The organism is Synechococcus sp. H55.2, from assembly GCF_047462495.1.
In the GTDB taxonomy this organism is placed as follows: Bacteria; Cyanobacteriota; Cyanobacteriia; order Thermostichales; family Thermostichaceae; genus Thermostichus.
The window spans coordinates 2753-6666 of the sequence record NZ_JANSJH010000122.1; the positions used below are offsets into that span (position 1 = coordinate 2753).

Annotated in this window: 3 protein-coding genes; 1 reads left to right on the forward strand and 2 read right to left on the reverse strand. The window is 60.5% G+C overall.

Annotated features, from left to right (window positions below; genetic code table 11):
- Positions 1 to 152: 152 nt before the first annotated feature.
- Complete coding sequence (locus NW844_RS11675; RefSeq protein ID WP_414335847.1) at positions 153 to 1619, reverse strand: hypothetical protein; 1467 nt, start codon at positions 1617 to 1619, stop codon at positions 153 to 155.
- Between the two features lie 315 nt (positions 1620 to 1934).
- Here NW844_RS11675 and NW844_RS11680 point away from each other — a divergent pair, with 315 nt between their 5' ends.
- Entirely contained in the window at positions 1935 to 3389 is a 1455-nt protein-coding gene (locus tag NW844_RS11680) for a BCD family MFS transporter (RefSeq protein WP_414335849.1), read from the forward strand.
- Here the strand turns inward: NW844_RS11680 and NW844_RS11685 are convergent.
- Entirely contained in the window at positions 3386 to 3739 is a 354-nt protein-coding gene (locus tag NW844_RS11685) for a DUF6464 family protein (protein WP_414335851.1), read from the reverse strand. The genes NW844_RS11680 and NW844_RS11685 overlap by 4 nt on opposite strands.
- Positions 3740 to 3914: the final 175 nt, after the last annotated feature.

Genomic DNA, 3914 nt, shown 5'->3' on the forward strand with positions numbered 1-3914 from the left:
GGGAGAGGGGAGTTAGGGATCGCACTCCGCGCTGCCGGCACGTTTGCGACAGCGTTGCGTACCAAATAACGACGTAGAGAAACATTTCATTGCTATTTGAATTGCTACTTGAAACGACTCTAATGACCGTCAGGCTAGAGCCGAAAAAAAGGCTAATCTCCCAACTCAGGATCCGGCCGTACCCGCACTTCCATCTGGCGCAGCAGACGCAGCGAGCTTTCCGGCCCGTCGATCATCTGCTGTTCGTTGATCCAGTAGGTGGCAATGCCCAGGTCTTCCAGAAATCGAATGTAGGGATCCGGGGGCGGACCATCGAAAACGGCCGCCTTGTGGACGGAGAAGCCCTGTTCGATCCAGGGGGTGAGGGCAAAGCGCTCGTAATAGAATAATTGCCCCACCACCTCCTGCAGCGCCTCTGCCGCATCTTTGTGGTGTAGCAATTTCACCTCGGCCAAAAGCAGGTTTCCATCTGCCACCGCCAGAAAGTCAAACGTGTGCTGGTCTTCCCGCACCTCCAGCCCGGCCAGGCGGAACCAGCGGCGAAAGTGGTGCAAGATCTCGTTGTGGCGCTCGCTGCGCTCCAACTGACGCCGACGGCGACGCTCTGCCATCAGCGGGTCTGTCCCCGCACAGGAAGGGATCCCACTGCTGCGAAACTGGGGCGGCTCATCCGGATCCAAGACCACCTTACCCCCGGCAGGTTGATGGAGAAGGGGCGGCATCTGGGGCAACAGCTCGGCGGATCCCCACTCCACCTCTGGTTGCGCTGCCAAAGCGAGCAGATGGCGATTGAGAGGGTGCTCAGGGTGGGTGTTGAACAACAGCTTGAGTTGAGAGTGGCTGAACTGAAAATCCAGGCGAAACTGCTCCACCGAAAGGCTGCTCCGCCCCTTCTGCAGAGTCTCCTGGCCAAAGTAGAGCAGCACCAGCAGAGGATAGATGGGCAGGGGGCGATGGGGCGGGATGAGCATGGCCCACATGTCCTCGGTCCAGTGGGGGAGCAAAATCTCCGCTTGCTTGCCCTTGCCCACCACCTGCAGCATTTTGGGATGCCCCGGTTGCCAGCCACAAGGGTGATCGTCGAAGCCGCAGGTTTGCCGCCCTTGATCCACGCTCAAGGGGTAGCGCCCGTCGTAGAGGCGAAAGGGACACAGATCCCGGTCTTCGGCCAGAAAACGCTCGTCCTGCCACAGATGGGCTGCCAGGGCATGACAACCAATGCCCTCCTGGCTGTTACAAGCTTTGAGCCAGCGCCGTTCTGCTAGTTTGCCGCCCACTTTGCTTGGCGCCAGGGGCTGGACAAGGCCATTTTCCCCTTGGTTGAACAAGGGCCACACCAAGGGCTCCCCCGTCTCCGGCAGGGTGGGCAGCAGGGGGTGGACTTTGCTGTAGAAGGGATCGCAAATGCGCTGGGCCACCTGCTGCAGAGGCAGGCCATGGGGGGATCCCACCGCCGGCAGAAGGGATCCCGAGCCGGCCTGGGCGCGATGGTACTGGATGGCCAGCGCCACCTCCACTCCCACCGGACGCAGTTCCGGCGTCAACTGCCGATAGCGCTGCAGCAGCCGCGAGGCTTGCACAAACAGGTCGTAGCGACGAACTGGAACTGCGTCAGCCATAAGGTTGCCGGGGAAATTCTTCGCCGACTTGAGCGAAAGTTGTCTATGGATTTGCCTCTCGGTCTCAAACAAGATCGAGATTGGGTTTGTTGTCTGTGCAAGGGCTGCAACTGCCGAGCGCCGCGGCCCGAAGGCTCGTTTCGCTTGGCACCAGGTCAGTTGTCAGTGTAGTAGAGAAACCCCAGCGCGGAAAGATTTAAGGCTCAGCTTTGTTCCCTCAGACAGGATTGGGTTGGGGCCTCTCCTTCTTTTCAGGATCCGGGGTTGGCTGGGCTACGATGAGAAGCTGTAGCGCCTTTGCCAACTTTGTCAATCATGGCTAGCATCCAACGGGATCCTGAGGTCAACGTGTCTGCGGCCACGGCCATTTCTTCAGAGTCTCAGCCTTCGGCACCCCCCTTGCCTTTGCCCGTCATGTTTCGCCTAGGCTTATTTCAGATGGGCCTGGGGATGATGTCGCTGCTGACGCTGGGGGTGCTCAACCGGGTCATGATCGACCTGGATCTCTTGGCCATCCCGGCCACGGTGGTGGGGGGATCCCTGGCCATGCACCAGTTGGTTTCCCCGGCCCGCGTCTGGTTTGGGCAGCTTTCCGATGCCAAGCCTTTGTTTGGGACGCACCGCAGCGGCTATGTGCGCCTGGGCTCGGTGCTGTTTGCCCTGTGCATCTTCTTGGCCGTGCAGGTGGTGTGGGGTTTGGGGCAGAGCTTTGCCAGTAGCGGTTGGTCGCTGGCCACCTACGGTTGGATTGCTCTCGCCGCCTTGATGTTTGCTCTTTATGGGCTTTGCCTGAGCGCCTGCTCCACGCCCTTTGCGGCGCTGCTGGTGGATGTTTCCGATGAGCACAACCGCTCCCAGTTGGTGGGGATCGTCTGGTCGATGCTGATGGTGGGTATTGCCGGCGGGGCAATTGGCTCGGCAGTGCTGCTGCGCGGCCTGGATCCCGAGAACTTGCAGAGCACGATCAACCGCCTCTTCATTGTTATTCCTGCTGTGGTGATCCTGCTGGGGGTGATCGCCACCTGGGGGGTGGAAGAACGCTATTCCCGCTATGGATCCCGTTCCACCTTGGCCGGGCGGGAAGACCAGATCACCCTGGGCACGGCCCTCAAGGTGCTCACCGCCAGCCGCCAAACCCTGATCTTCTTTGGCTTTTTGGTTCTGATGACCATGGGCCTGTTTATCCAGCAGCCGGTTCTGGAGCCCTATGGCGGCGAGGTGTTCGGCATGACCGTATCCCAAAGCACCCAGCTCAACGCCTTCTGGAGCCTGGGCGTTCTGGCGGGAATTGTGGTGACCGGATTTCTGATCGTGCCCAGGCTGGGCAAGCAGCCAACGGCTCGGCTGGGCTGCCTGCTGGTGGCGATCTCCTTTGGGTTGACCATTTTGGCAGGGTTTACGGGCGAGCCAGCGATGTTGCAACTGTGCATGATCCTGTTTGGCCTGGCTTCCGGGATCACCACCAACGGCGCCATTAGCCTAATGTTGGACTTGACGGCAGCAGAAACCGCCGGCACCTTCATCGGGGCTTGGGGCCTGGCACAGGCCATGTCGCAGGCGCTTTCTACCCTCATTGGTGGCGCCTTGCTGGATCTGGGGCGGATTCTCTTTCCCTCTTCCCCCGTCCTCTCCTACGCCACCGTCTTCGGGGTGGAGGCGGCGGTGATGCTGCTGGCGGTGTATTTGCTGGGACGGGTAAGCGTAGCCGAGTTCCGGGAGAAAACCAGCCGCGCCCTGACCGAGGTGCTGGCGCTGGAGCTGGAAGGCTAACGCCGCTGGGCCGGCTCGTAGTGGGGGCAGCCCTGGCAGGGCCCGCTGGGGTTGACGGCGCAGCGCAGCAGCGGCGAGTGGGCGTTGAACCGACAGGAGGGATCCCCTAGAAATTGGCCAACCTCAGGCGGGGAACTCACGGGGCGCACCAGAGCGCGGATGCCGCAGAGGTGATATTTGCCTTGCCGCAATTGGTAGGAGTGGCGCTTTTCCAAAACCAAATAGTGCTGCTCCGCCAGTTGAACGTAGGTGCCCGGATGGGGGCTGCTCTCCCAGGGGCATTCCTCCACCACCTCTCCCGAATCTGCATCGATCCACTGAATGGGCAAGGTCGGGTTGATGGAAGACATAGGGCGCCAAGGAAGTCAGTTTGGGGCAGCAGACTTGAGAATGCTGGACTGGGTCTGACCCATGATAAAACCTGTGCCGCTTTTCCCAGCAACACCGACTACAGTTAGTACAGACTTTACAGTCGTTTCAAACAAGATTGAGACGCTTTGCCCCCTCACCCCCAGCCCCTCTCCC